The 24,601-nt window shown below is 70.3% G+C and carries 24 protein-coding genes, 2 tRNA genes and 1 pseudogene; 10 read left to right on the top strand and 17 right to left on the bottom strand.

The genetic code is table 11. The annotated features are described in order from the left end of the window. Positions 1-147 precede the first annotated feature (147 nt). Positions 148-810, top strand: coding sequence for a DsbA family protein (locus tag ACFYX0_RS05930; protein ID WP_388966776.1), 663 nt, complete (start codon positions 148-150; stop codon positions 808-810). A gap of 54 nt (positions 811-864) precedes the next feature. Here the strand turns inward: ACFYX0_RS05930 and ACFYX0_RS05925 are convergent, their stop codons facing one another. The 9 genes from ACFYX0_RS05925 to ACFYX0_RS05885 all read right to left on the bottom strand — a co-directional run bounded on the left by ACFYX0_RS05925 (position 865) and on the right by ACFYX0_RS05885 (position 9,878). Then, the gene (locus ACFYX0_RS05925; protein ID WP_355912150.1) at positions 865-1,089 is read right to left on the bottom strand and encodes a hypothetical protein; all 225 of its coding nucleotides are present in this window, start codon (positions 1,087-1,089) and stop codon (positions 865-867) included. 132 nt (positions 1,090-1,221) lie between these two features. Then, complete coding sequence (locus tag ACFYX0_RS05920) at positions 1,222-1,863, bottom strand: superoxide dismutase (protein WP_388966774.1); 642 nt, start codon at positions 1,861-1,863, stop codon at positions 1,222-1,224. 144 nt (positions 1,864-2,007) lie between these two features. Continuing rightward, positions 2,008-3,384 carry an amino acid permease gene (locus ACFYX0_RS05915; protein ID WP_388966772.1) on the bottom strand — a complete coding sequence of 459 codons (1,377 nt, stop codon included), beginning with the start codon at positions 3,382-3,384 and terminating at the stop codon, positions 2,008-2,010. Between the two features lie 120 nt (positions 3,385-3,504). After that, positions 3,505-4,398 (bottom strand): TauD/TfdA dioxygenase family protein, encoded by an 894-nt coding sequence (locus tag ACFYX0_RS05910; protein ID WP_388966770.1) that lies wholly within the window; start codon positions 4,396-4,398, stop codon positions 3,505-3,507. A 31-nt stretch (positions 4,399-4,429) separates the two neighbouring features. Then, a complete protein-coding gene (locus tag ACFYX0_RS05905; RefSeq protein ID WP_355912141.1) occupies positions 4,430-5,779 on the bottom strand; it encodes an LLM class flavin-dependent oxidoreductase in 1,350 nt (449 codons plus the stop codon). Beyond that, complete coding sequence (locus ACFYX0_RS05900; protein WP_388966767.1) at positions 5,776-6,510, bottom strand: ABC transporter ATP-binding protein; 735 nt, start codon at positions 6,508-6,510, stop codon at positions 5,776-5,778. The genes ACFYX0_RS05905 and ACFYX0_RS05900 overlap by 4 nt, the downstream gene beginning before the upstream one ends. Further along, a complete protein-coding gene (locus tag ACFYX0_RS05895; RefSeq protein WP_388966764.1) occupies positions 6,486-7,340 on the bottom strand; it encodes an ABC transporter permease in 855 nt (284 codons plus the stop codon). Before ACFYX0_RS05895 ends, ACFYX0_RS05900 begins: the two co-directional genes overlap by 25 nt. After that, positions 7,337-8,410, bottom strand: coding sequence for an ABC transporter substrate-binding protein (locus ACFYX0_RS05890; RefSeq protein ID WP_388966761.1), 1,074 nt, complete (start codon positions 8,408-8,410; stop codon positions 7,337-7,339). Before ACFYX0_RS05890 ends, ACFYX0_RS05895 begins: the two co-directional genes overlap by 4 nt. Before the next feature lie 277 nt (positions 8,411-8,687). Next, positions 8,688-9,878 (bottom strand): ROK family protein, encoded by a 1,191-nt coding sequence (locus ACFYX0_RS05885; protein ID WP_388966758.1) that lies wholly within the window; start codon positions 9,876-9,878, stop codon positions 8,688-8,690. A gap of 470 nt (positions 9,879-10,348) precedes the next feature. On the opposite strand from ACFYX0_RS05885, the gene ACFYX0_RS05880 reads away from it, so the two are divergent. Then, entirely contained in the window at positions 10,349-10,930 is a 582-nt protein-coding gene (locus ACFYX0_RS05880; protein WP_388966755.1) for a biotin transporter BioY, read from the top strand. 21 nt (positions 10,931-10,951) lie between these two features. Further along, positions 10,952-11,257, top strand: coding sequence for a response regulator transcription factor (locus ACFYX0_RS05875; protein ID WP_388967009.1), 306 nt, complete (start codon positions 10,952-10,954; stop codon positions 11,255-11,257). Positions 11,258-11,311: 54 nt separating this feature from the next. Here the strand turns inward: ACFYX0_RS05875 and ACFYX0_RS05870 are convergent, their stop codons facing one another. Continuing rightward, positions 11,312-12,787, bottom strand: coding sequence for an amino acid permease (locus tag ACFYX0_RS05870; protein ID WP_355912123.1), 1,476 nt, complete (start codon positions 12,785-12,787; stop codon positions 11,312-11,314). Between the two features lie 273 nt (positions 12,788-13,060). Here ACFYX0_RS05870 and ACFYX0_RS05865 point away from each other — a divergent pair, with 273 nt between their 5' ends. Beyond that, positions 13,061-13,546, top strand: coding sequence for a ribose-5-phosphate isomerase (locus ACFYX0_RS05865; RefSeq protein WP_311696978.1), 486 nt, complete (start codon positions 13,061-13,063; stop codon positions 13,544-13,546). A 109-nt stretch (positions 13,547-13,655) separates the two neighbouring features. Beyond that, a complete protein-coding gene (locus ACFYX0_RS05860) occupies positions 13,656-14,465 on the top strand; it encodes an Fpg/Nei family DNA glycosylase (protein ID WP_388966752.1) in 810 nt (269 codons plus the stop codon). Positions 14,466-14,526: 61 nt separating this feature from the next. On the opposite strand, the gene ACFYX0_RS05855 is transcribed toward ACFYX0_RS05860, so the two are convergent. Beyond that, positions 14,527-15,756, bottom strand: a complete 1,230-nt coding sequence (locus ACFYX0_RS05855; RefSeq protein WP_388966749.1) for a GNAT family N-acetyltransferase — start codon at positions 15,754-15,756, stop codon at positions 14,527-14,529. A gap of 150 nt (positions 15,757-15,906) precedes the next feature. On the opposite strand from ACFYX0_RS05855, the gene ACFYX0_RS05850 reads away from it, so the two are divergent. Next, positions 15,907-17,088: a PP2C family protein-serine/threonine phosphatase gene (locus ACFYX0_RS05850; protein WP_355912113.1), complete on the top strand. Its 1,182-nt coding sequence runs from the start codon at positions 15,907-15,909 to the stop codon at positions 17,086-17,088. 172 nt (positions 17,089-17,260) lie between these two features. Here the strand turns inward: ACFYX0_RS05850 and ACFYX0_RS05845 are convergent, their stop codons facing one another. After that, positions 17,261-18,430, bottom strand: coding sequence for an acyltransferase family protein (locus tag ACFYX0_RS05845; RefSeq protein ID WP_388966746.1), 1,170 nt, complete (start codon positions 18,428-18,430; stop codon positions 17,261-17,263). A gap of 554 nt (positions 18,431-18,984) precedes the next feature. Between ACFYX0_RS05845 and ACFYX0_RS05840 the strand changes: the two genes are divergently transcribed. After that, the gene (locus ACFYX0_RS05840) at positions 18,985-19,179 is read left to right on the top strand and encodes a hypothetical protein (protein WP_026178055.1); all 195 of its coding nucleotides are present in this window, start codon (positions 18,985-18,987) and stop codon (positions 19,177-19,179) included. A gap of 223 nt (positions 19,180-19,402) precedes the next feature. Here the strand turns inward: ACFYX0_RS05840 and ACFYX0_RS05835 are convergent, their stop codons facing one another. The 5 genes and pseudogenes from ACFYX0_RS05835 to ACFYX0_RS05815 all read right to left on the bottom strand — a co-directional run bounded on the left by ACFYX0_RS05835 (position 19,403) and on the right by ACFYX0_RS05815 (position 21,703). Further along, positions 19,403-19,732, bottom strand: coding sequence for a SpoIIE family protein phosphatase (locus tag ACFYX0_RS05835; RefSeq protein WP_388966743.1), 330 nt, complete (start codon positions 19,730-19,732; stop codon positions 19,403-19,405). A 71-nt stretch (positions 19,733-19,803) separates the two neighbouring features. Continuing rightward, positions 19,804-20,649 (bottom strand): annotated as a pseudogene (locus ACFYX0_RS05830) (PP2C family protein-serine/threonine phosphatase); the annotation flags it as partial. Between the two features lie 237 nt (positions 20,650-20,886). Continuing rightward, positions 20,887-21,075, bottom strand: a complete 189-nt coding sequence (locus tag ACFYX0_RS05825; protein WP_388967032.1) for a hypothetical protein — start codon at positions 21,073-21,075, stop codon at positions 20,887-20,889. After that, a complete protein-coding gene (locus ACFYX0_RS05820) occupies positions 21,012-21,524 on the bottom strand; it encodes a PAS domain-containing protein (protein ID WP_388967006.1) in 513 nt (170 codons plus the stop codon). Before ACFYX0_RS05820 ends, ACFYX0_RS05825 begins: the two co-directional genes overlap by 64 nt. 108 nt (positions 21,525-21,632) lie before the next feature. Next, positions 21,633-21,703: transfer RNA gene (locus tag ACFYX0_RS05815), tRNA-Gly, on the bottom strand. A 151-nt stretch (positions 21,704-21,854) separates the two neighbouring features. On the opposite strand from ACFYX0_RS05815, the gene ACFYX0_RS05810 reads away from it, so the two are divergent. From ACFYX0_RS05810 to ACFYX0_RS05800, 3 genes are all read left to right on the top strand, one after another. Further along, positions 21,855-21,931 (top strand) — tRNA-Pro (locus ACFYX0_RS05810). Between the two features lie 202 nt (positions 21,932-22,133). Continuing rightward, positions 22,134-23,525: a trigger factor gene (gene tig, locus ACFYX0_RS05805; protein WP_388966740.1), complete on the top strand. Its 1,392-nt coding sequence runs from the start codon at positions 22,134-22,136 to the stop codon at positions 23,523-23,525. Between the two features lie 400 nt (positions 23,526-23,925). Beyond that, positions 23,926-24,537 (top strand): ATP-dependent Clp protease proteolytic subunit, encoded by a 612-nt coding sequence (locus ACFYX0_RS05800; RefSeq protein ID WP_311697028.1) that lies wholly within the window; start codon positions 23,926-23,928, stop codon positions 24,535-24,537. Positions 24,538-24,601 lie beyond the last annotated feature (64 nt).

Genomic DNA, 24,601 nt, shown 5'->3' with positions numbered 1-24,601 from the left:
CCTGGGTCGGCTGGATCGGCGGACAAGGACCGATCCTGCCATGTGCCCCGGACACCTGACATCGGGGCGCACCTCATGAGCGTTTCCGGGAATGGGCGGGGCGGTCTGTGATGTTGCCCGGTAAACGACCGCGTTCCTAGGAGAGTCATGTCCGAGACCGTGACCGCATCCGGCAAGACCCCCGTCGACTTCTGGTTCGACCCGCTGTGCCCCTGGGCCTGGATGACCTCCCGCTGGGTCCTGGAAGTGGAGAAGGTCCGGGACATCGAGGTCCGCTGGCACATCATGAGCCTCGCCGTGCTCAACGAGGACAAGCTGGACCAGCTGCCCGAGGAGTACCGGGACATGCTGGCCACCAAGGCGTGGCAGCCGGTGCGCGTGGTGACCGCCGCCTGGCAGAAGCACGGCGACGACATCCTCGGCCCGCTGTACACGGCCCTCGGCACCCGCTTCCACAACCAGGGCGAGGGCCCGACCCTGGAGGCCATCGCCGCGGCGCTCGACGAGGTCGGCCTGCCCGCGGACCTGATCGACTACGCCGAGCAGGAGGCCTTCGAGTTCGACGCCGAGCTGCGGGCCTCGCACAAGGAGGGCATCGAGAAGGTCGGTCAGGAGGTGGGCACCCCGGTGATCGCGGTCCCGGGCGCCGACGGCGAGCAGATCGCCTTCTTCGGCCCGGTGGTCACCCCGGCCCCCAAGGGCGAGGACGCCGCGAAGCTGTGGGACGGCACCCTGGCGGTCGCCTCCGTCCCGGGCTTCTACGAGATCAAGCGCACCCGGACGCAGGGCCCGGACTTCAGCAACCTGTAGGACACCCGGTGCGGGCCCCGGGGCGTACGGCTCCGGCGGCCCGCACCGCCGTGTTCACTCCAGGACGGGCACCCGGATGGGCCGGGCGAAGGGCTTCTTGTTCCCGCCGGTGCGCAGGTTGCGGCACTGTTTGCCGCTCTCGGTGTCCAGTACGGCCTCGCACATCCGGAACTCGCGCACGGCCGCGCGGCCGAGGCGCTCCTCCAGCCAGGACTGCTCGGCACGGTCGAGCTCGCGATGGGGCTGATCGGTGTCGCAGGTGAAGCAGTACATCAGCATCCGGCCACCATGCCCCGGAGCCCCCGCTACCGGAAGCCCCCCGCGAGTCGTGTCCTCGCGGGGGGTTCCTTTCATCCGCCTGCCGGTGAAACGGTGAGAAGACGATCACGGGCAGGACGCCTCACCCCGCCCTCAGGGCGCGAGCAGCAGCACATCGGCCCGGGACCTGGCCGCCGCGTACCGCCGGGCCACGTCCTGCCAGTTCACCACCTGCCACATGGCCTCGATGAAGTCCACCTTCTGGTTGCGGTACTGCAGATAGAAGGCGTGCTCCCAGGCGTCGAAGACCAGGATCGGGGTGGCCGCCTGGCCGACGTTGCCCTGGTGGTCGTAGACCTGCTCGACGATCAGCCGGCCGCTGAGCGGCTCATGGGCCAGGACGCCCCAGCCCGAGCCCTGCGTGGTGGCGGCGGCCTTGGACGGCTGCGCCTTGAACTGCCGGTACGAGTCGAACGACTCGGTGATGGCGTCGGCCAGTTCGCCCACGCCGTCCTGCTCCAGGGGCTCGCCGCCGCCGTCACCGCTCATGTTCTGCCAGTAGATCGAGTGCAGGATGTGGCCGGAGAGATGGAAGGCCAGGTTCTTCTCCAGGCCGTTGATCGAGGCCCACGCCTCCTCGTCCCGCGCCTCGGCGAGCTGCTCCAGGGTGTCGTTGGCGCCCTTCACATACGCCGCGTGGTGCTTGTCGTGGTGCAGCTCGATGATCTCGGGGCTGATCACGGGGGCGAGCGCGGAGTAGTCGTACGGCAGCACGGGCAGCGTGTAGACCGGCATGGGGGGTCCTCTCCGTACCTCTTATTGCCAAGAAGTTGCAAGTGCACGCTAGCAACAAGAAGAACCGGGCGGGGCCGGGGCGGGCGACAAGGAGGCCCCCACGTGTCGACGTGGGGGCCTGCTCGGTCGGCGGAGGGGACGGCGTCAGCCTCGGGCGTGTGTCCGCTGCCGGGCGTAGCCCAGGACGGCCAGGAACAGCGTCATGCCGCCCGTCGAGTACAGCTGCACCCGGGTGTCCGACTGCCGGGCCATCAGCGCGAAGATCGCCGTCATGCCCGCCAGCGCGACCCAGGTCAGCACCGGGAACGCCCACATCCGCACGGCGAGCCGCTCGGGCGTCTCCCGCTCCAGACGGCGGCGCATGCGCAGCTGCGAGACCGCGATGAAGAACCAGACGACCAGGATCACCGCGCCGATCATGTTCAGCAGCCAGGGGAAGACGTCGTTCGGCCGCCAGTAGCTGAGGACGACACAGCCGAAGCCGAACAGCGACGAGGTCAGCACGGCGGCCCGGGGCACCCCGCCGGAGACCCGGCCCAGCGCCTTCGGGCCCTGACCGCGCTGCACCAGCGAGTACGCGATACGCGAGGAGCCGTAGATGTTGGCGTTCATCGCGGACAGCAGCGCGACCAGCACCACCACGCTCATCAGCCGCCCGGCGCCCGGGATGCCCAGGTGGTCGAGGGCCGCCACGTACGGGCCCTTGCCGACGACCTCCTTGTCGTGCCACGGGACGAGGGTGACGATGACCGCCATGGAGCCGATGTAGAAGAGCGCGATGCGCCACATCGCCGTACGGACCGCGCTCGCCACGCCCCTGACCGGGTCCGGGGACTCCGCCGCGGCGATGGTGACGGTCTCCAGACCGCCGTACGCGAACACCGACGCGAGCAGTCCGATGACGAAGCCCTGGCTGCCGTGGGGCAGGAAGTCGCTGAGGTTAGAGGCGCCCGGGGAGTCGGTGCCGGGCAGCACCCCGGCGATCGCCAGCCCGCCGAGCACCAGGAACAGGCTGATCGCGCCGACCTTGAGCGCCGCGAACCAGAACTCGAACTCGCCGAAGTTCTTCACCGCGGCCAGGTTCGCACCGCAGAAGACCACCATGAACAGCGCCACCCACGCCCACTCGGGCGTCCCCGGCAGCCAGCCGGTCACGATCTTCGCGGCACCGATGCCCTCCAGGCCGACGGCCGTGCACAGCAGCACCCAGAACGACCAGCCCGCGGTGAAGCCCGCCCAGGGGCCGATCGCCCGCTCGGCGTGCGCGGAGAAGGAGCCCGAGGAGGGGTAGGCGGCCGACATCTCGCCGAGCATCCGCATCACCAGCATGACGAGCAGACCGGAGACGGCGTACGCGATCACGATCGACGGGCCGGCGGCGGCGATACCCGCGCCGGAACCCACGAACAGGCCGGCGCCGATCACACCGCCGAGGGCGATCATCGACAGATGGCGCTGCTTCAGTCCGTGGGACAGGGAGACGCCGGTCTCCGGTGGTGTCTCGACTGTGGTGTGGGGCATGGGCGCCTCGTCCAATTGCAAGAGTCGGGCAAAAACCCCCACAGTCTGGGCAGCCTCTCCGCTCCGGCGAAGAGGCTGCCCACTATCCGGACGCCGACTGTACGGAAGGTGAAGCGTCCGTTACGCGGCGATTGTCGTGTAGTGCGAGGCATCCCCCTCGATGACATAGCTCTGCTTGCCCTCGACGCCGACCGGGATGTCACCGGCGACGGTCACCCGGTTCAGCCGGCGCGGCAGGTCGTCGTAGTTGTCGATGGCGTAGTGCTGGGTGATGCGGTTGTCGAACAGCACGAGCTGGTTCTCCGACCAGCGCCAGCGCAGGATGTTCTCCGGCCGGGTGACATACGCCTGGAGCAGGTCCAGGATCCTGCGGGACTCGGGCACCGACAGGCCGACGATCCGCTGGGCGAACCCGCCGATGAACAGCCCCCGCTCGCCGGTCAGGGGGTGGACGCGCACCACCGGGTGGGCGGTGCGGTATCTGATCGACGTGAACTGGGCGCGCTGGGCGGCCTTCTCCTCGTCGATCGCCTCGTCCGCCACCGCGTAGTCGTAGTCGTTGGTGTGCTCCGCCCACAGGGTGTCGGCGAGGCGGCGCAGGGGTTCCGGCAGGTCGCGATAGGCGGCCGCGGCGTCGGCGATCAGGGTCTCGCCGCCGTACGGCGGGACCGTGACCGAGCGCAGGGTGCTGGCCTGCGGCGGATTGAGGACGAAGGTCACATCGGTGTGCCAGTGGTTGGCGCGGCCTCGCTCGCTGTCCACGGGCAGCACGTTCGGGGCGCCCTCGACGGCGGGCACCGTCGGGTGGGCGGAGGTGAGCTCCCCGAAGTGGCGGGCGAACGCCTGCTGGCCCTCGTCGTCGAGGTTCACCTCGTCGAAGACGAGCGCCTTGTGGATGTTGAGGGCCTCCCGGACGGCGGCGGCCGTCTCCTCGTCGAGTGGCTTGGAGATGTCGACGCCGACGATCCGTGCGCCGATGTTCGCGGTGACCTTGTGGATCTCGATGGCCGGCATGGCGGGTCCTTTCAGACGGTGGCGAGTGCGGTCAGGCGGTGGCGAGGGCGGAGGTGCGGTCGGTGACGTACCGGTTGGCGGGCCGCGGGAGGCCGTAGCACTCCCGCAGGGTCCGGCGGGGGCCGTACTCGGAGCGGAGCAGGCCGCGGGCGCGCAGGAGCGGGACGACGTGCTCGACGAAGGCCTCCAGACCGGAGGGCAGCAGCGCGGGCATGATGTTGAAGCCGTCGGCCGCGCCCCGGGTGAACCATGTCTCGATGGCGTCCGCGACCTGCTCGGGCGTACCCGCGAAGGTGAGGTGCCCGCGCCCGCCGCCGAGCCGTCCGATCAGCTGCCGCACGGTCAGTCGCTCGCGCCGGGCCAGCTCCACCACGAGCGTGTAGCGGCTCTTGGCGCCCTCGATCTCGCTCTCGGGCGGGAGGCCGGAGGGAAGTTCGGCGTCCAGGTCGAGGGTGCCGGGCTCCAGGCGCAGCAGGTTCTCCAGCCGGTCGCGGCCGTGCTCGTGGACGATGTGCTCCTCGAGCACCCGCTCGTTCGCTCGCGCCTCGGCCTCCGTGGAGCCGAGCACCGGGACGATGCCGGGCAGCACCTTGATGTGGTCCGGGTTCCGGCCGGCCGCCCGGGTGAGGGACTTGAGGCCGGCGTAGAAGGCCTGCGCGCCGGCGAGCGTCTGCTGGGCGGTGAACACCGCCTCCGCGTACCGGGCGGCGAACCGCTTGCCGTCCTCGGAGGAGCCCGCCTGCACCAGCAGGGGGTAACCCTGGGGTGAGCGCGGCAGGTTGAGGGCGCCCTCGACACTGAAGTACGGCCCCCGGTGCCGCGGCGGATGGAGCTTGGCGTCGTCGCCCCACACGCCCGCCGCCTTGTCGGCGACGATCAGGTCGTCCTCCCAGCTGTCCCACAGCTTCAGCGCCACGTCGAGGAACTCGGCGGCGCGGGCGTAGCGGTCGGCGTGCGCGGGCTCGTGCTCGACACCGAAATTGCGGGCGGCCTCGGCACCGGCGGTGGTCACGATGTTCCAGCCCGCCCTGCCGCCGCTGAGGATGTCCAGCGAGGCGAGCCTGCGGGCCAGGTTGTAGGGCGCGTTGTACGAGGTGGACGCCGTGGCGATCAGCCCGATGTGCTCGGTGGCCGTCGCGAGGGCGGTGAGCAGGGTGAGGGGCTCCAGGGCGCCGGAGGGGCGCTGGGCCACACCGCCCCACAGCTGGGGGCTGTCCGCGAGGAACAGCGAGTCGAAGGTGCCGCGCTCGGCGATCCGGGCGAGACCCACGTAGTGGGCCAGATCCACATGCGCGTACGGGTCGCTCTCCGGGAGCCGCCACGACGCCTCGTGGTGGCCGGTGTTCATCAGGAACGCGTTGAGATGCAGCTGACGGGTCATGCGGGATCCTCCGTGACGCCCAGCGCGGCGAGCAGCCGTTCCCGGTACGCGCCGAGGAGCGGATCCCGGTACGTGCGCGGGTGCGGGCGGTCGATGGTCAGGTCGAGGCCGATCCGGCCCCGGTCGAGGACGAGGACACGGTCGGCGAGCACGATCGCCTCGTCCACGTCGTGGGTGACGAGCAGCACGGACGGCCGGTGGCGCTGCCACAGCTGCCGCAGCAGGCCGTGCATGCGGAGCCGGGTGAGGGCGTCCAGCGCGCCGAACGGTTCGTCGGCGAGCAGCAGTTCGGGCTCCCGGACCAGCGAGCGGGCGAGGGCCGCGCGCTGGGCCTCGCCGCCGGACAGCTCGCCCGGCCAGGCCCGCTCCCGGCCGCCCAGGCCCACTTCGGCGAGGGCGGCCCGGCCGCGCTCGGCGGCCTCCTTGCCGTCCGTGCCCAGCAGGACGTTGTCCAGCACCCGCCGCCAGGGCAGCAGCCGTGCGTCCTGGAAGACCACGGAGACCCGCTCCGGCGCGGTCAGCCCGCCGCTGCCGTCGACCTTGTGGTCGAGTCCGGCGATCGCCCGCAGCAGGGTGCTCTTGCCCGAGCCGCTGTGCCCGAGCAGGGCGGTGAACTGGCCGGCGGGCAGCTCGAGATCGACGGCGTCGAGGACCGTGCGGCCGTCGTACGACCGGGTCAGGCCCCGTATTCGGACGGCCGGCCGGGTCAGCTGCTCAGTGTGCGTCGCCATGACAGCACCCTCCGTTCGACGACGCGGACCGCGCTGTCGGAGGCCAGGCCGAAGATGCCGTAGATCGCCAGGCCGACGAGGATGACGTCCGTCTGACCGTAGTTCTGGGCCTGGAACATCAGATAGCCGAGGCCGCTGGTGGCGTTGATCTGCTCCAGAACCACCAGGCCCAGCCAGGAGCCGGTCACGCCGAGCCGCAGCCCGACGAAGAAGCCGGGCAGCGCGCCGGGGATCACGATCTGGCGGATGAACCGGTACCGCGTCAGGCCCTGCGCCTCGGCGAGTTCGACGAAGCGGCTGTCGATGCCGGACAGCGCGGCATGCGTGTTCAGATAGACCGGGACGTAGACGACGATGGCGATGATCGCGATCTTGAAGGTCTCGCCGATGCCCGGCCAGAGGATGAACAGCGGGATCAGACCGAGGGTCGGGATCGCCCGGTTGAGCTGCACGGTCCCGTCGATCAGCGCCTCACCGGTCCGGCTCAGCCCGGAGGCGAGCGCGAGCAGCACTCCGGCGGTCAGCCCGAGCGCGAAGCCGTAGGCGGCCCGCCGCAGCGAGGTCAGCACATCCGTGGACAGCGTGCCGTCGGTCCACAGACGGACCCCGGTCCTCAGCACTGTCCACGGGGCGGGGATCGCGGCCGGGTCCAGCTGCCCGGCGGCGGAGGCGGCGGCCCACAGGGCGAGCAGGAGCAACGGGCCGACGAGACGTGCGGCGGGCAGCGGCCTGCCGGGGGCGAGACCGCGGCGCCTGCGCCGCGCGGGCGGAGCGGAGGGCGGCGCGGGTGCCGCGGCCGTGGTCGTGGTCGTCGTGGTCACGGCGCTCACCTCCGGTACTCCGCGGACACGGCCTTCGCCGCGAGGCCCTCGAAGCGCCGGTCGAAGAGCGAGCGCACGTCGAACTTCTTCACGAAGCCGCCCTCGGCCAGCAGATCGGCGGTCTCCTGCTCCCAGGCGATCGCCTCGTCCCAGCTCGGCGGGAACAGCGGCTTGTTGGCGAGCCCGGCGACGGACTCGGCCTGGGCCAGGGTCAGGTTCTGCGTCCCGACGTAGAACTCCCGGTTCCAGACGTCCGGGTGTTCCCACTGCCACACCTGGCCCTTCGCCCACTGCGGGACGTACGCGGCGATCGCGGCGGCCTTCGCGGGGTCGTTCAGCACCGAGGCGGGCGCCCACAGCAGATTGAGCAGGTCGACCACGTCGGTGGGGACGGTCCGGGCGCCCTTGGACGCGTAGAGCGCCAGATACGCCGGTGCCTGGCTGTTGGCGAGCGGGGCGATGTCCACCTGGCCGGACCGCAGCGCGGTGAGGAACTGGTTGCTGGTGAGCGGCACCAGCTGGACGTCGTCGTATTTCAGCCCTGCCCGCTTCAGAGCGCGCAGCAGCACGACTCCCTGCGCCTGCCCCGGGGAGAAGGCGAGCTTCCTTCCCCTGAAATCCGCGACCGTGCGGATGTCGCTGCCGGGCTTCGTGGCGAAGAGATAGTTGGGTTTGCGGGTGATGTCGATCGCGACGATTTTCGCGTCGAAACCCTGATAGTGCGCCTGGATCGGCGGGATTCCCGCGTTGTTGGCGAGGTCCAGCGACCTGGCGCGGAAGGCGTTGATCACGTCCGGTCCCGCCCCTATGTTCACCCAGCTCGACACGGTGAACGGCAACGCGGGCAGGTGCGCCAGTTTGAACTGCAATTGCTGGACGTTCTGGTACGAGGCGATCTTCAGGCTCGTACCGGCCGGGACCCGGTCCGCGAGCGGGGCGGAGGAGGCCCCGGCCGCCGAGGTCCCGGCCGCGGCGCTGCTTCCCGCGCAGCCGGTCAGCCCGGCGGCACCGGCGGCGAGACCGAGCACAGAGGTGAGGAAGAGACGCCGGTCGACACCGGGCGCGGGCGGAGAAGGCATGGGAGGACTCCCTGGTTCACAGGACAGGCGTGACGTGGCAGAGGAATTCCGAGCACGGTAAAGCCAGGTAAGGGAAATCGCGGGGCGCGAAGAGAAGGTGAAGCGAAGCGGGGAAAGCAAAGGGGGATGAAGGCGCCGCAAGCATCGCCTGACGAGACGTCAGGGTGTCAATGTGTCAGCAACAGAGGGTGCGACAGATCATGCGCGGGCTCATGAACACGATGCTCCCGGCCCCGCAGAGGCCTGTCAACATTCCGAGTTTCTGAATTAATTCCGCTCAGGTGGAAGCGCCCAGCGGATCCCGGTAGAGCACGTCCAGGGCGACCGAGCCGCCCGCCACGGCCAGCACGGAATCCGGGAAGCTGGTCGGCAGGACGGCCGCGGCCCGGTCCGTCCCGACCGCCTCCCGCAGCGCCGAGAGACAGTCCTCCCGGTGCATCACGCCGACCTCGGTGACCACGACCGTCTCCGGATTGAGCACGTCGAGCAGCAGCCCCGCCGCCCGCCCGGTCGCCCGCGCCCGGTCCACCAGCAGCCGTACCGCTGCCCGGTCACCGGCCGCCGCCGCGGCGACCACGTGCATCGGGTTCGCCCCGTCGATGACACCCGCCTCCCGGGCCCGCCGGCACAGCGTCCGCTCGCTCAGCTCGACCTGGAGGCAGCTGACGCGCCCGCAGTCGCACGGCTCCGTCCCGCCCGGTACCGGCAGATGGGAGATCGCCCCGGCCTGGGAGCGCGGCCCGTAGTGCACCTGGCCGTGGGTGGCGAAGGCCGCGTCGACCACGTTGCCCACGAACAGATGCAGCACGCTGCGGCTGCCGCGCGCCCGCCCGAACAGCCGCTCCCCGTTGACCAGCGCCCGCGCATGCCCGTCGATGTGCACCGGCAGCCCGGTGGCGGCGCCGAGCACCTCCCGCACGGGCACCTCCCGCCAGCCCAGCAGCGCGTGTTCGACGATGGTCCCCGAATCCCGGTCCACCCAGCCGCCGGCCGCCAGCCCCACCCCCAGGGGCGTGCCCGCCCCGCTCTCGGCGAGCAGCGCCCGCAGTCCGTCGGCGGCCCGCGTCAGCACCCGGTCAGGGTCGGCGTGCTCGTGCGCGATCCGCCGCTCGATCAGCACCCGCCCGCGCAGATCCAGCAGGGCCACGGTGGTGTAGGGCACCGCCACATGTACCCCGCCCACCACGAACCGGGAGTCGTCCAGGTCGACCGGCACATGCGGACGGCCGACCCCGCCCGAGCGCCGGGGCGCCGCCGCCTCACGGAGCAGCCCGATGTCGGTGAACCGGGCGCAGTAGTCCGTCACCGACGCCGGCGAGAGCCCGGTGAGCCGGGCGATGGTGCTGCGCGCCACCGGGCCGTGTTCCAGCACCGACCGCAGGACGACGCTCGCGTTCGTCCGGCGCCGGTCGCGGTCGGCGGCACGGGGCACGGGGGAGGGGGCGGGGAGGCTTGCGGTTCGGGGCATGGAGGCTTCCTCAGGGAACGGGTCCGACACTGCGCCGATCTCGAACGCTGGAGGCGCGCCGGAGCCGCTCCGCCCGCCTCACAGCAGGGGGCGACAGGTGGCCGTGCCCTGGCGTCGCAGGTCGACATAGCGACGCGACGTGAGATTCCGGGCCTGGGCAACCATGGGCTCGAAGCTAGCAAAACGGTTCACCACTGCCCAGACGGCGACCGACGGGCGAGACGGATGCCCTGAGGAGGCGCCATGCGGTTGGTGAATCCCTACAGTTGCCCTCGGTCTGGCCTCACCGGAGTCACCGCCGTCACCTCAGTGACCGGAATCACGTCGCATCGCGTGTAAGCCCCAGCTTTTGTCAAGAGCCCACCAACTCCCGGATCCGGCCTTTGTCGAGCGCTGACGGTGATCGGTTCACGGGCCCTGGGATAGCGTCGCGGTGTCCCGAACCGTCCCCGTCGTCGGAGTGAGTTCTCATGAGCACCGCCACCGCCACAGTTGCCCGCCCCGGCGAGGTCCTCGCCGACCTGCTGCCTGCCTCTCGGGTGCGTGACGTCGCCCTCGTGGTCGGCGGTGCCGCGCTCACCGGGCTCGCCGCGCAGCTCTCGGTGCCCGTGCCGGGCTCCCCGGTGCCGGTGACCGGACAGACCTTCGCCGCGCTGCTCGTGGGCACGGCGCTCGGCGCCCGCCGCGGCTTCCTGTCGCTCGCCCTGTACGCGCTGGCCGGTGTCGCCGGCGTGCCGTGGTTCGCCGGCGGCGGATCCGGTGCCGCCGCCCCGTCCTTCGGCTATGTCCTCGGCATGCTGCTCGCCTCCACCGTCGTGGGCGCCCTGGCCCGCCGCGGCGCCGACCGCTCGGTGCTGCGCACGGCCGGTGCGATGCTGCTGGGCGAGGCGATCATCTACGCGATCGGCGTCCCGTACCTGGCGCTGGCCACCGGCATGTCCGCGACCACCGCGATCGCGGCCGGGCTCACCCCGTTCCTGATCGGCGACGCCCTGAAGGCGGCCCTGGCGATGGGCCTGCTGCCCACCGCCTGGCAGCTCGTCAGGAAGTGACGCGGAGCCGCACCAGCTGAGATCCCGCGGTACGGGGGCCGGGCAGCACGCCCGGCCCCCGCGCTTTTCCCGGCCCTGTCCGCCGCGGCGCGGGATCTGCTCACCCCGCAGGAGCCGCAGATCGCGCAGCCGGCCGCGTCCGGGCTCTCCAACCGCGAGATCGGCCGGCAGCTCTACCTCTCCCACCGCACCATCGGCGCTCACCTGTACCGGATCTATCCGAAGCTGGGGATCACCTCCCGTGGTCCAGTTGCGGGAGAAGCTCCAGCTGGACGGCTGAGAAGCGGATGCCGACCCCTCGGACCAGGCACCCGGAGACACGAATAGGGCCCCGCGGCCTTGCGCCGCGGGGCCCTTCCCTTCGCTCAGCTCATCTGCCGGTCAGGCGCCGACCTCGGCCCGCGCCTGCTCCGTGTCCACCGCGGTCTCGGCGGCCCGGCCGCCGCGCAGCTTCTCCTTCACCACGGCGACCACGAGCACGACCGCCGCCACGAGCAGCGACAGCAGCACCGTCTCGCGTCCGTCGTGCTCGGTGTCGGTCAGCATGTAGCCGAGGACGAACACGATCAGTGCGGCAGCGGCCCAGGTCAGGTAGGGGTACAGCCACATCTTCACGACGAGCTTCTCCGGCGCCTCACGCTGGATGATCTTCCGCATCCGCAGCTGCGAGAAGCAGATCACCAGCCAGACGAACAGGGCGACCGCACCGCTGGAGTTCACCAGGAAGAGGAAGACGGAGTCCGGGAACTTGTAGTTGAAGAACACCGCCAGGAAGCCGAAGAGGACGGAGACGACGATCGCCGCCATCGGCACGCCACGGCGGGTGGTCCGGGCGAAGGCCTTCGGCGCGTCGCCGCGCTGGCCCAGTGAGAAGGCCATGCGGGAGGCCGTGTAGAGCCCGGAGTTCAGGCAGGACAGCACCGACGTCAGCACGATGAAGTTCATGATCTCGCCGGCGTGCGCGATCCCGAGGGAGTCCAGGGCGGCGACGTACGAGCCCTTGTCCTTGATCGACGGGTCGTTCCACGGCAGCAGGGAGACGACCACGAGGATCGAGCCCAGGTAGAAGACGCCGATACGCCAGATGATGCTGTTGGTCGACTTGGTCACCGCACGCTGCGGGTCCTCGGACTCGCCGGCCGCCAGCGTGGCGATCTCGCTGCCCATGAAGGAGAAGACGACGAGCAGGACACCGGTGAGGATCGCGCCGGGACCGTGCGGCAGGAAGCCGCCGTGGGAGGTCAGGTTGCCGAAGCTCGCCTTGTCGCTGTGCACGCCCGGCAGCACACCGAAGATGGCGAGGGCACCGACCACGATGAAGGCACCGATCGCCACGACCTTGATGCCGGCGAACCAGAACTCGAACTCACCGTAGGAGCCGACGGAGACCAGGTTGGTCGCGGTCAGCACCATCATCACGATGAGAGCCCAGCCCCACTGGGGCACGGCGGGGATCCAGCTCTGGAGGATCTTGGCGCCCGCGGTGGCCTCCACGGCCAGCACGACCACCCAGAAGAACCAGTACAGCCAGCCGATCGAGAAACCGGCCCAGCGGCCGAGGGCGCGGTCCGCGTGCGCGGAGAAGGAGCCGGAGGTGGGGTTCGCGGCGGACATCTCGCCCAGCATGCGCATCACCAGCACCACGAGCGTGCCGACGAGGGCGTAGGAGAGCAGGATGCCGGGGCCGGCGGTGGCGATTCCGCTACTGGATCCGACAAACAGGCCGGCGCCGATGACGCCGCCGATGGCGATCATCGACAGATGACGGTTCTTGAGTCCGGCCTGGAGGCCGCCGCCGGGTTCTCCGGTGGCGCCGGGGGGATTTCCGGCCTTTGTGGGGGTCGGCTGCGAGGTCATGAAGGAAATTTCCTTTGAGCCGGGTGTACGGGGATGTGGGGGACACACACCCGTACGAATACGGGCCCCGTACGGGGCGGGGGGCGCCGAGAGTACGGGGGCTCATACGAGCGGTGTATGAGCCGGTCCAGTGAATCGGAGGCGAAGGAATTCGGAAACCTTTGAATCCGTATTGTTACTTGAGGTTTTCTTGAGCTTCAATGGTGTAGCTCACATGTATTTCGCCCGGAACCCCGCGAAGCCGACCGACGGCGGGCGTGACACACTCGGACCATGCGCGTGTATCTCGGCTCCGACCATGCCGGCTTCGAACTGAAGAACCACCTCGTCGAGTGGCTCAAGTCCGCCGGCCACGAGCCCGTCGACTGCGGGCCCCACATCTACGACGCCCAGGACGACTACCCGCCGTTCTGCCTCCGCGCGGCGGAGCGCACCGCGGCCGACCCCGGTTCCCTCGGCATCGTGATCGGCGGCTCGGGCAACGGCGAGCAGATCGCCGCGAACAAGGTGAAGGGCGTCCGTGCGGCCCTCGCGTGGAGCGAGGAGACGGCGTCCCTCGGCCGCCAGCACAACGACGCGAACGTCGTCGCGGTGGGTGCACGGATGCACACGCAGGACGAGGCGACGAAGTTCGTCGAGACGTTCCTGGCCACGCCGTTCTCGGGTGACCAGCGCCATGTGCGGCGCATCGACATGCTCTCGGACTACGAGACCACGGGCGACCTGCCGCCGATCCCCGCCCACCACCCGCAGGACTGACCGTCCGCCCGCCCGGCGTCCGGGGTGCCTGAACCGGGGCCGGGGTGCCCCCGTGGCGCCCCGGCGTCCGGTGTGCCGGCGTACCGATGATCTGAAAGGTGGGGCAAGCGTGCCGGAGGGGCACACGATTCACCGGCTGGCCGAGGACTACGCGGCACGGTTCGCGGGCGGCCCCGTCGCCGTCTCCAGCCCCCAGGGCAAGTTCGCCGACGCCGCGGCCCTGCTCGACGGGGCCGCGCTGCACACCGCCGACGCCCACGGCAAGCATCTCTTCCTCGGCTTCCGCGGCGGCGACTGGGTGCACATCCACCTGGGCCTGTTCGGCAAGGTCGCCTTCGGCGACGCCCCCGCGCCCCCGCCCACCGACACGGTCCGCCTCCGCCTCGCGAACCCCGGCTCGTACGTCGACCTGCGCGGCCCCACCACCTGTGCGCTGATCACGGACGAGGAGAAGGACGCGCTGCACACCCGCCTCGGCCCCGATCCGCTCCGCGCCGACGCCGACCCCGCGGCCGCCTACCGCCGCGTCTCCCGCAGCCGTACGACCATCGCCGCCCTGCTCATGGACCAGAAGGTCATCGCCGGAGTCGGCAACGTCTACCGTGCCGAGGTCCTCTTCCGGCACGGCATCGACCCCTACCGCCCCGGCAAGGACATCTCCCCGGCCGAGTGGGACACGATCTGGGCCGACCTCGTCGGCCTGATGCGCGAAGGCGTCCGCAACAACCGCATCGACACCGTCCGCCCCGAACACACGCCTGAGGCCATGGGCCGCCCGCCGCGTGTGGACGACCACGGCGGCGAGGTGTACGTGTACCGCAGGGCGAACCTGCGCTGCCATGTCTGTGGGGGCGAGATCCGCACCGCCGGTCTCGCCGCCCGCAATCTCTTCTGGTGCCCGCGCTGCCAGAAGGGATAGCCGCCCGGCCGGGGCCCGAACCGCCGCCGCGCGCGCCGCGTGCGGCAGGTCGCGGCTCCGGTCAGAAGCCGTGCGGCAGCCAGGGCGCCACCGTCGAGCCGAACGCGAGCGACGCCTCCGCCAGCGCCCCCTGCCGCAGCTCCCGCACCCGTCCGGCCGCCGCCAGTGCCGTGAGCGACACCCCGCCCAGATACGCCGACCCCAGCTCCCGCACCGACAGGGCGAGATCGGCCCCGTCCGTCGTGCGCGCACAGGACGCGCCCTTCGCGTCCCCCATCAGCCGCCAACGCCCCTCGTTCCACGGGCAGAAGGCGTCCGTCACCTCGAACACCACGTCCACCGGCGCCTGATACGTCCGCGCCTGAAGCGCCGCGCCGACGTCGACGAGCCGCACATAGAGCGCGTCCCGCAACTGCGGCGCGCACCGCCGGATGTCGGACACCAGATGCTGCCAGGCCTCGTCCACCGGCCGGCCGCGCACGGTCAGCGTCGTCATCAGATCGATGCCGAACAGGAAACGCCACAGCGCCGCGTCCGTCGCCGGATCGAGCGCGGCCAGTTCGGACAGCGCCACCGTGCCGTTGTGCCCGGTCACCCCCCAGCCGAGCCGGGTGCGGAAGCGCGCGTATCCCGTGATCCCGCCGTCCCGCTCGGCGACCACACACTGTAGCGCCGACGCGCCGTCCCGCTCGCCCGGCGGGTCGAGCAGCGCCACCCGCTCCCAGCCGGGCTGCCGCGCCAGCATGCCGGGGCGGCCGGGCACCAGCCGTGCGTACACCGCCTCGCACGCGTCGAGGGCGTCGGCGGGCGCCGCGTACCGCAGTCGTACGTCATCCGTACCGGGCGGAACAGACAGTTGCACCCGACTCGTGTCGATCTCCGCGCGGAGCTGCAAGGTCCCGACGCCGTACCCGAACCTGCCGTAGATCGCCGGCTCCGACGCGGTCAGCACCGCGAGCGGCTCGCCCCAGTCGCGGATGTCGTCCAGCTGCCGGCGCATCATCGACGTCAGCACCCCGCGCCGGCGGTGCGTCGCCGCGACGCTCACCATCGTGATGCCCGCCGTCGGGACCGAGGCGCCGCCGGGGACCGTGAGGCGGAATCGGTACGCCCCCGCCGTGCCCACGCACATCTCCTCGTCCCATGCGCCCAAGAAACGTCCGAAATCGGTGAGTTCTTTTGAAAGTGCCCGCTCTTCGGCTGATTCCTCCGCCTCGGCGAAGGCCCGGATGAGATTGCCGTACCAGTCGTCCCACTCGTTCTGCCGCAACACCCGTACGTCCGTCGTCATACACCATGCCTACCAGGGCAATGCGGGGCGAGCCAGTGGATTTCGCCCCGGTCACGGGGGCCCGGTTCCTGTGAAGTTGAGCGCTCGGACGGGGGACAAGTGGGACCTCCCGTGCCAAGCACCTGGTCCGATGGATAGGGTCCCGAATCAATGGCAGCAGGACGAGAGCGGCGCGGAGAGGCCGAGACGTTCACGGCCCGGTTGAAGAAGCAGTGGCACCGGGCCCGCACCGGCGTGCGCAGATCCGCCGTGGACTACTTCCGCGGGGACGGCTCGGACTGGGTGGCGCTGGCCGGTCTGCTGCTGATGGTTCCCCTCATCGCGGCCACCACCCTGGTCGATCCCGTGTGGTGCTCCCCGGCCGTCCTCGTCCTGCCGATCGTGGCCGGCGGTCTGCTGCTGCGCCCCTCCAGCCTGCTCGGTCTGTACGCCGCGGCGGCCACCGCGCTGATCGTCGAGTCGGTCAAGCTCGGCCCGTACACCGAGGGCCCGTCCCGGGTCACCCCCGGGATCGTGCTCGTGGTCGCGGCCTGCGGGTTCTTCGGGCTGCTGATCGCGCAGTTCCGCAGCCGGGTCGGCGTGCCCTGGCGGCGCGGCGGCACCATGCTCTTCGACCTGCGCGAACGCATCCGGGTCCAGAGCAAGCTGCCGAAGCTGCCGCTCGGCTGGCACCGCGAGATGGCCCTGCGGCCCGCGGGCGGGCAGTCGTTCTCGGGTGACTTCGTGGTCGCGGCCCGTACCAACGGGGGCCGCACCCTGGAGGTCGTCCTGACCGATGTCTCGGGCAAGGGCATGGACGCCGGCTCGCGCGCCCTGCTGCTGTCCGGGGCCTTCGGCGGACTGCTGGGCTCGCTCCCGCCGCACGCCTTCCTGCCCGCCGCCAACGGCTATCTCCTCCGCCAGGACTGGGACGAGGGCTTCGCGACCTCCATCCATCTGGTCCTGGAACTGGAGTCGGGCGACTATGAGCTGTACTCGGCCGGCCATCCGCCGGGCCTCCAGCTCAGCGCGGGCAGCGGCCGCTGGGAGGAGAAGGCGGCGGACGGCCCGCTCCTCGGGGTCTACGACGGCGCCCAGTTCGACTCCGTGAAGGGCACCCTGCGCCCCGGCGATGTGCTGATGCTGTTCACGGACGGCCTGGTGGAGACGGCCGACCGCGACATCGTCGAGGGCATGGACCGCCTCATGGGCGAGGCCGACCGCTATGTGGCGAACGGCTTCCGCGGGGCCGCCTGGCATCTGATCGAGGCGGTGGCGAAGGACGTCAACGACGACCGGGCGCTGCTGCTGATCTGCCGGGAGGGTCCGACGACCCAGGCAGTGATCCGCTGAATCCTGTGCCCCGTTGGACCCGCTGACCCGCGGAACCCGCTGAACGCGGCGACACATGAAGACCGCCTCCGCGCCCGTGTCCCTGGCGCGGAGGCGGTCCCGTTCTCGGTCCGGCAGCCGCCGGAGGCGGTGCGGGGGTGCTGCGTACGATGCCGGGCGGCGGGCCCTGCGCTCAGGCCCTTGCCCGTTCGCGGGCCAGCGCCGCCGCGTCCCTCCTGAACGCCCAGTCCATCCGCGGCTCCATCGCGAACCGGAACACCCGGCGCACCGGGGACGTGCACAGCAGCGTCACCACCGTGCCCGCGAGCAGCGTCACGGCCACCTCGCCCAGGGGCCCGTGCAGCCAGGCGGCGTCGTACCACCCCTCGTAATCGGCGCCCTTCACGAAGAAGCCGTGCAGCAGATAGCCGTACAGCGTGCCCGCGCCCAGCGTCGTGAACCACATCGCCCGGCGCGGCACCCAGGCGAAGAAGCAGGCGGTGAGGAGCAGCGAGCAGCCCAGCAGCGCGAGCACCATCAACGGGCCGCACCACCAGGGCGCACCCAACTCCTGTGCGCTGTCGCGGTGGTAGAACCAGCCCGGGTTCATCCGCGGCACCGCCCACCACGCCACGGCGAGCGCACCGGCGAACGCCGGCACCGCCAGGATCCGTACGCTGCGGCGCCGTACCAGCTGGAAGTGCTCCTGCTTCATGGACAGGCCGATGACGAAGAACGGCAGGAACTGCAGCACCCGCTGGAGGTCGAGGTCGTCGCCGATGTCGGGGGAGACGGACGCCAGCATGGCGATCACGACGGCCAGCGGGACCGGGTGGCGGACCAGCTTCCACAGCGGGGTGGTCATCCGCCAGATGAAGAGCGCGGCCAGGAACCAGGTCAGATACCAGGGGTCGAGCAGGCTGATCGGCAGGCTGGGGTCCCCGCCGACGGTGCGCTTGAAGAGGACGTACGCCGTCTCGAACAGGACGTACGGCACCAGGACCCCCGTCACCAGCCGTTTCAGCCGGTCGGGGCGCATGTCGAAACTGCGGGAGAAGTAGCCGGAGATGACGATGAAGGCCGGCATGTGGAAGGCGTACACGCACATGTACGCCGCCTGCAGGACCCGGCTGTCGCCCTTCAGCGGCTCCCAGGAGTGGCCCATGGCCACCAGCACGATCGCCAGGTACTTGGCGTTGTCGAAGAAGGCGTCACGCTGCTTCGCGGGCGGCCCCGAGGGTTCGGCGGAGCGTGGACTCGGGACTCCGTCCGCGGGTGACTGCACCGAGGGGAGGGCCTCGCGTGCGGGCGGTGCCGACGATGGGCCTGTTGCTCTTGAGGAGGACGAGGCGGCGTGGAACATCTGAGGCACCCTAGCGTTGTCTGTGGGTTCTCGTAAAACCCTTGATGTGAATAGTGGTTATCCCCTGCGGGTACCCGGGATTTGGGGGAGTCGCCATTGCGGAGGCGTGTTCTGTCACACATCGCCGATCACTCGGGAAACGCTCGGAGTTCCGCCGATTTACCTTCCGTCAACGGGCGTTGTGTCCGCATTCATCCCGACTAGAGAGGGCATATCGCTCGCGGGTGACTCTGGTGGAATGTCTGAAGGTGAGGGCCGTGAGCGGGGCATGAGGATGACATGAGAGGGGTATTCGAATTACCTGCGAACGCGATGTGTGAGTATGGAAACGACCGGAGGCAATTTCTGTCGGTCATCCCTCGAATTACTGTGCGAGAGCCCCGAGTTAACGATCGGCCGGCGATGCGCCCGCGCGGCCCGCGCGGCTGAGGGGGCCGACGATGCCTCACGGGCCGCATAGGGCGGGCCTGTTGGTGGCACGATGGTTCTGGCGGGGGTGCGAGGGTTGGCGCCCCCGGGCCGGGAGAGCGGACCGACCGAGGGTGTGATCAGTTGTGGCCATTTCACTGTCAGTGGTGCTGCTGTTGGCGATCATCCTGGTGGTGTTGATCCGAGGGGGCTCGATCAAGGCCGGTCCGGCGATCGTGGCGATCCTGTTCGGCTTCTTCCTCGCCTCGACGGGCATGGCCCCGTCCATAAACCGCTTCCTGAACTCGATAGCGGAGACCATCAACTCGATCAGCTTCTGATCGGCCGCTGATCGGCTTCTGACCGGACACGGCGGGTGCGGCTCCTACCGGGCCGTCGGCTCGCGGGTCGCGGTCGGCTCTCGTGCTGCCGTCGCGCGTGCCCCCCGGTGGCGCCGGGTCCGGGCTTGTCACGTGGCGTCGTCACGGGAGCGCCGAGGCCGGCCCGGCCCGCCCGATCGGGCACGTGAGGGGCGCGTCGGAGGAGCGTGGTGATCACGGAAGTTCACCGTGTGCGCCGGACGACCAGCACGGCGAGGTCGTCGGAGTGGTTCATCGCGACTGCGGCGTCGAGGACTCGGTCGGCCGTCTCCGCGGCGTCCAGCCCGTTGTGGAGGGCTTGGGCGGCCAGTGTTCCGGTTTGCTCCAGTCCGGTGTCCAGGGAGAGGTCCGGCGCTTCCACCACGCCGTCGGTGACCATGACCAGCGCGGTGTCCTTGTCCTTGTCCAGCGTGAAGGTCTCCTCCGGGTAGTCGGTGTCGGGCAGGATTCCCAGGACCGGACCGCCCGGCAGCCGGCGGATGCCGTGGCTGCCGTCCTCGTGTGCGAACAGCATGGGCACGTGACGGCGCTGGTGCCGGTGACCTGTCCGGTGCGTGGATCGATGTGCAGCATGGTGCAGCTGGCGAACCGTGGCGCGTCCATCGTGACGAGCAGCTCGTTGGTGCGCGTCAGCAGGGTTCCGGGGTCCGGCTCGTGGGCGGCGATCGCACGCATGGCGCCGCGGATCTGTCCCATGAAGGCAGCCGCATCCACGTCGTGACCTTGGACGTCGCCGATCTCCAGAGCCACCGCACCGTCGGGCATGACGAAGGCGTCGTACCAGTCTCCGCCGATGTCGAGCCCGGCGCCGCAGGGCCGGTAGCCGGCGGCGATGTCCAGGCCCGGCAGACGTTCGGGCAACGTCGGGAGCATGTCGCGCTGGACCGCCGTGGCCAGCTCGACGCGGGCCTGCTGCGATCTGATGCGCCCCAGCGCCTGGCCCGCGAGCTCGGCAAGCGTGGTCATGAAGGTCCGCTCGTTCGCGGACGGGTGGTGCTCGCTGTCGTGGGTCACCACCCACACCCCGAGGGGCTCGTCGCCGGCGGGGCTGAGGAGAGTGATCGACATGGCGAGGTCGGGCCCGGGCCACGGCAAGGGCGCCGCGTCCCCGTGCGGCCAGCGGCGGAGAAACTCCTCCTGATCGGCGATGAACAGCGGCTTGCCGGTGCGCATCGCATGGGTCATCGGGAGCCGCTCGTCCACCGACACGCAACGGGCGTCGGCCCGCCACGTGAACCCGGCGTCCGAGGAGACGAAGAGGCGCCCGTCGTCGACGAGCACGAGCGCCGCGCCGATTCCGCCGAAGGCCGCGGCGAGCCGGGTCAGCGCGACCTGCCGCAGTTCCTGCTCCGTGGCCGCGGTGATCAGGGCGGAGGAGAATTCGGTGATCGCGTAGGCACGGCGCCGCGCGGCCCCGAGCGCGGCCAGCATCTCCTCGTGGTGGGTCTCGTGCCCGGTGTCGTCGCGGATCATCCCGAAGACCTGCTCAGGGCCGTCGCACCCCAGTTGGATCCGACGGGTCCGGCAGGCCAGGTGGTACCAGTCCCCCTGGTCGGTTCGGAACCGCAAGCGGGTCCAGGGGCTCTGGGGGGTGGCGTCCGCGTTCAGGAGCCGTCGCAGGGAACCCCGGTCATCGGGGTGGACGTGCCGGAACACCCAGAGCAGAGACTACGAGGCCTCCGGGAACAGCGCGGCGACGGTGGAGGCGCCTCCCAGCCACTCGAGCTGCTGCACCTGAGGGTGGTACATGCACAGGCCGAGGCCGGCGGACCTTGCCGACAGCCGGAACGGGATCAGCAGGCTCTTGAGGTCGTTGTGCACGTCCAGCGAGTGCACCCACACCAGCTGTTCGCCCACGACGGGAGTGATCGGCCGCGCCTCGACGAGGGTGACCAGAGACGCCCTGCCCGGCCGGGGAAGTCCAGCACCCGCATGGCCAACCGCTGCTTGCTCGCGTGGGCCACGATGCACTCGACCACGGTCCGCTGGCTTTCGGGCACCAGATCCCACATGTATCGGCCCACACACTGTTCCGCCGGTCTGCCGAGCGCCGTGGCCATCGCCGCGTTCAGGGAGCAGATGTTGCCGTCCGGGTACAGCAGAGCCGACGGTTCAGCCTTTCGAAGGAGTTCGTCCGAGGCGTCCACCTGTCGCCCCCTCGCGATCGTCGTGCGATCACCCGCATAGCTCCAATCATGGCATTCAGGCCATTCCGGGCGCTCGTGCTCAATGGTGGGGTTCCCGGGCCTGCGCCGGGGAGAGCTGATCGGCTGGCACCGGCGGGGATCAAGGGCCTGCACTTCCATGATCTTCGGCACACAGGCGGCACCCGCACCGCGTCCACCGGCGCGACCCCGGAAACGATCAGGGCCAGGCAGAGGATCAATCCTCTGACCTGGCCCTGAGCCGTACAGAGCGGGCGACGGGAATCGAACCCGCGTAGCTAGTTTGGAAGACTAGGGCTCTACCATTGAGCTACGCCCGCAACGGACGCGCCGCAGGTCAGTGACCGCGGCACAGGAGGCATCGTAGCGGGTCGGCCGCCCCGTAGGCCAACGCGTCGGTCCGTGCCGCCGCCGGTCGGCAAAGCGGCCGACGTGGCCTGTTCGGGCATGTAGCCTACGTGTCGCACCAGACGGGGTGTGGCGCAGCTTGGTAGCGCGTCCGCTTTGGGAGCGGAAGGCCGTGGGTTCAAATCCCGCCACCCCGACCATCCGGCAGGCGCCGTCCGGCCCCGCCTCGCATGATCGCCTTTTGGGGTGTCCCGTGGCTGCGGTTACTATGCAAGCTGCGCGCCCGTGTGTCTGCACTGCCACGTCTCTCAGGCAGCGGCCCGCTGATCCGCCGAAGTCGCGCCCGTCAGGGTGCAGCGTCTCGGCAGAATCCCAAGAAGTCAGCCACAAGGAGACCGAACCGTGAAGAGCGCCGTGGAGACCCTGAACCCGACCCGGGTTCGGCTCACTGTTGAGGTGCCCTTCGAGGAGCTCAAGGACAGCCTCGACGCGGCGTACAAGAAGATCAACCAGCAGGTCACGGTGAAGGGCTTCCGCAAGGGCAAGATCCCGGCCCGGGTCATCGACCAGCGGTTCGGCCGTGGCGCCGTCCTCGAGGAGGCCGTCAACGACGCGCTCCCGAAGTTCTACACCGAGGCGGTCAACGAGGCCGAGCTGAACCCGCTGGGCCAGCCCGAGGTCGACATCAAGGAGCTGAAGGACAACGAGGTGCTGTCCTTCACCGCCGAGGTCGACGTCCGCCCGGCCCTCGAGGTCCCGGACTACTCCGGCATCGAGGTCGAGGTCGACGCGGTCGAGGTGACCGACGAGGACATCGAGAAGTCGGTCGAGCAGCTGCGTGAGCGCTTCGCGTCGACGACCCCGGTCGAGCGCGCCGCCGAGGACGGCGACGTCGTCACCATCGACCTGGAGGCCAAGGTCGACGGCGAGGTCCTCGAGGACGGCGTCGCCAGCGACGTCTCCTACACCATCGGCTCCGGTGAGCTGCTGGACGGTATCGACGACGCCGTGAAGGGCCTCTCGGCCGGCGAGTCGGGCACCTTCGCCTCGGAGCTGAAGGGCGGCTCGGCGGCCGGCAAGGAGGCCGAGGTGACGGTCAAGGTCACCCAGGTCGCCGCCCGCGAACTGCCGGAGCTGGACGACGAGTTCGCGCAGCTCGCCTCCGAGTTCGACACGCTGGAGGAGCTGAAGGCGGACAGCCGCAAGCGCCTCGCGAACATGAAGCAGTACGACCAGGCCACCCAGGCCCAGGAGCGTGTCCTGGACAAGCTGCTGGAGCTGGTCGAGGTCCCGATCCCCGAGAAGCTCCTCGAGGACGAGATCAACACCCGTAAGCACAACCTCGAGCACCACCAGCTCGCCCAGATGGGTCTGACCCTCGACCGCTACCTGGAGATCCAGGGCAAGACGGCCGAGGAGTTCGAGACCGAGACGCGCGAGGCCGCGATCAAGGGCATCAAGACGCAGTTCGTGCTCGACGAGCTCGTCAACAAGGAGAAGCTCAACGTCAACCAGGAGGAGCTCACCGAGCACCTCATGCGGCGTGCGGCCTCCTCCGGCATGTCCCCCGACCAGTTCGCCCAGGCGGTCGTCGAGGGCGGCCAGGTTCCGATGCTGGTCGGCGAGGTCGCCCGCGGCAAGGCCCTGGCGGTCGTCGTCGAGGCGGCCACGGTGAAGGACAGCAACGGCGAGGTCGTCGACCTGGACGACGAGGACGAGGACGAGGACGAGGCGGAGGGCTCCACGGAGGCCGCTGAGACCGAGGCCGCCGCCGAGGAGAAGCCGGAGGCGTAATCCTCCTGGACCACCGGACCCACTCCTTGGGACCATCGGCCGCCGACGGGCCTCGGGACGCACCACGCGTTCCGGGGCCCGTCGCCGTAGGCCGCCGTGGCCCGCCATGAGGCGGCCCAAGGCCGTCGGGGCTACCGTGATCTCACAGGGGTCCGGGGCACGGTTGGTGACGGCCGTCGGCCACCGGTCACCGCACCGCCAACCTCCATGCGCTGACAGCGAACACCCGTGGAAGCGGGATGGCACCCGACTGCCTGCGCGTTAGGGTCCATGAATACGAGGGCAGGGGAGTCCCCGAAGCCGCCCCGCAGAGGGACGCGCGGGGTCCCACGCCCCAGCAGAACACGTGAGACGGCTCCGCGCCGTCGTAAGACGAGCAGGTGGATACGTGACGAATCTGATGCCCTCCGCCGCCGGCGAGCCTTCCATCGGTGGTGGCCTCGGTGACCAGGTCTACAGCCGGCTGCTCAACGAGCGGATCATCTTCCTCGGCCAGCCGGTCGACGACGACATCGCCAACCGGATCACGGCGCAGCTGCTGCTCCTCGCCGCCGACCCGGAGAAGGACATTTACCTGTACATCAACAGCCCTGGTGGTTCCATCACGGCGGGCATGGCGATCTACGACACCATGCAGTACATCAAGAACGACGTGGTGACGATCGCCATGGGCATGGCGGCCTCCATGGGCCAGTTCCTGCTCAGCGCGGGCACCCCGGGCAAGCGCTTCGCCCTGCCCAACGCCGAGATCCTGATCCACCAGCCCTCGGCCGGCCTCGCCGGCTCCGCGTCGGACATCAAGATCCACGCCGAGCGGCTGCTGCACACCAAGAAGCGCATGGCCGAGCTGACCTCCTTCCACACCGGCCAGTCGGTCGAGCAGATCACCCGCGACTCGGACCGCGACCGCTGGTTCGACGCGGAGGAGGCCAAGGAGTACGGCCTGATCGACGAGGTCATCACCACCGCTGCCGGCATGCCGGGCGGCGGAGGCACCGGGGCGGGCTCGTAAGGGCTCACCGGGCCTCGTAGGGCCGGCAGAGACGCCGTGGCGCAGCCCGGGTCCCCCTGCCGCC

The sequence above is a fragment of the Streptomyces sp. NPDC002573 genome (assembly GCF_042889625.1).
GTDB classification, from domain to species: Bacteria; Actinomycetota; Actinomycetes; order Streptomycetales; family Streptomycetaceae; genus Streptomyces; species Streptomyces gibsoniae.
The sequence above is the reverse complement of the archived record's forward strand: the minus strand, read 5'-3'. Positions and strand labels throughout refer to the sequence as shown.

Coding starts and splice junctions, on each gene's coding strand:
- ACFYX0_RS05930 (WP_388966776.1), top strand. CDS start 148: ATGTCCGAGACCGTGACCGCATCCGGCAAGACCCCCGTCGACTTCTGG.
- ACFYX0_RS05925 (WP_355912150.1), bottom strand. CDS start 1,089: ATGCTGATGTACTGCTTCACCTGCGACACCGATCAGCCCCATCGCGAG.
- ACFYX0_RS05920 (WP_388966774.1), bottom strand. CDS start 1,863: ATGCCGGTCTACACGCTGCCCGTGCTGCCGTACGACTACTCCGCGCTC.
- ACFYX0_RS05915 (WP_388966772.1), bottom strand. CDS start 3,384: ATGCCCCACACCACAGTCGAGACACCACCGGAGACCGGCGTCTCCCTG.
- ACFYX0_RS05910 (WP_388966770.1), bottom strand. CDS start 4,398: ATGCCGGCCATCGAGATCCACAAGGTCACCGCGAACATCGGCGCACGG.
- ACFYX0_RS05905 (WP_355912141.1), bottom strand. CDS start 5,779: ATGACCCGTCAGCTGCATCTCAACGCGTTCCTGATGAACACCGGCCAC.
- ACFYX0_RS05900 (WP_388966767.1), bottom strand. CDS start 6,510: ATGGCGACGCACACTGAGCAGCTGACCCGGCCGGCCGTCCGAATACGG.
- ACFYX0_RS05890 (WP_388966761.1), bottom strand. CDS start 8,410: ATGCCTTCTCCGCCCGCGCCCGGTGTCGACCGGCGTCTCTTCCTCACC.
- ACFYX0_RS05885 (WP_388966758.1), bottom strand. CDS start 9,878: ATGCCCCGAACCGCAAGCCTCCCCGCCCCCTCCCCCGTGCCCCGTGCC.
- ACFYX0_RS05880 (WP_388966755.1), top strand. CDS start 10,349: ATGAGCACCGCCACCGCCACAGTTGCCCGCCCCGGCGAGGTCCTCGCC.
- ACFYX0_RS05870 (WP_355912123.1), bottom strand. CDS start 12,787: ATGACCTCGCAGCCGACCCCCACAAAGGCCGGAAATCCCCCCGGCGCC.
- ACFYX0_RS05865 (WP_311696978.1), top strand. CDS start 13,061: ATGCGCGTGTATCTCGGCTCCGACCATGCCGGCTTCGAACTGAAGAAC.
- ACFYX0_RS05855 (WP_388966749.1), bottom strand. CDS start 15,756: ATGACGACGGACGTACGGGTGTTGCGGCAGAACGAGTGGGACGACTGG.
- ACFYX0_RS05850 (WP_355912113.1), top strand. CDS start 15,907: ATGGCAGCAGGACGAGAGCGGCGCGGAGAGGCCGAGACGTTCACGGCC.
- ACFYX0_RS05845 (WP_388966746.1), bottom strand. CDS start 18,430: ATGTTCCACGCCGCCTCGTCCTCCTCAAGAGCAACAGGCCCATCGTCG.
- ACFYX0_RS05835 (WP_388966743.1), bottom strand. CDS start 19,732: ATGCTGTTCGCACACGAGGACGGCAGCCACGGCATCCGCCGGCTGCCG.
- ACFYX0_RS05820 (WP_388967006.1), bottom strand. CDS start 21,524: ATGGAAGTGCAGGCCCTTGATCCCCGCCGGTGCCAGCCGATCAGCTCT.
- ACFYX0_RS05800 (WP_311697028.1), top strand. CDS start 23,926: ATGCCCTCCGCCGCCGGCGAGCCTTCCATCGGTGGTGGCCTCGGTGAC.